1 protein-coding gene is annotated in these 295 nt (G+C 40.0%); it reads right to left on the bottom strand.

The features are described from left to right. Positions 1 to 245, bottom strand: a 245-nt coding sequence (locus AAEY72_RS14425; protein WP_352311198.1) for a cation:proton antiporter domain-containing protein, incomplete at its 3' end; no start/stop codon positions are given. Between the last annotated feature and the right edge of the window lie 50 nt (positions 246 to 295).

Genomic DNA, 295 nt, shown 5'->3' with positions numbered 1-295 from the left:
ACTAAAATCGCCGCTAAACCAATATCGGCTAAGGTCGGCAATCCATTTAACCCAATAGTTAAGAAAAATGCGACTAAGAATAACTCTTTAAAGAAATAAATAGATTTGGCTAATTCAGATGATTTAGCATGCCCAGCGAGTAAAATACCCACAATCAATGCGCCTAAATCGGGTTTTAAACCGACGGCTTCAAATAACCATGCCCCCACCACTAATGCCATAACAAGGCCAAACAATACCAACATTTCGCCGTGGCCGACCCGATCAAATATTTTATAAATAAGCGGTCTTGCAA

Origin of the sequence: Psychrobacter sp. W2-37-MNA-CIBAN-0211 (assembly GCF_040309405.1) — a bacterium.
GTDB classification, from domain to species: Bacteria; Pseudomonadota; Gammaproteobacteria; order Pseudomonadales; family Moraxellaceae; genus Psychrobacter; species Psychrobacter glaciei.
The sequence above is the reverse complement of the archived record's forward strand: the minus strand, read 5'-3'. Positions and strand labels throughout refer to the sequence as shown.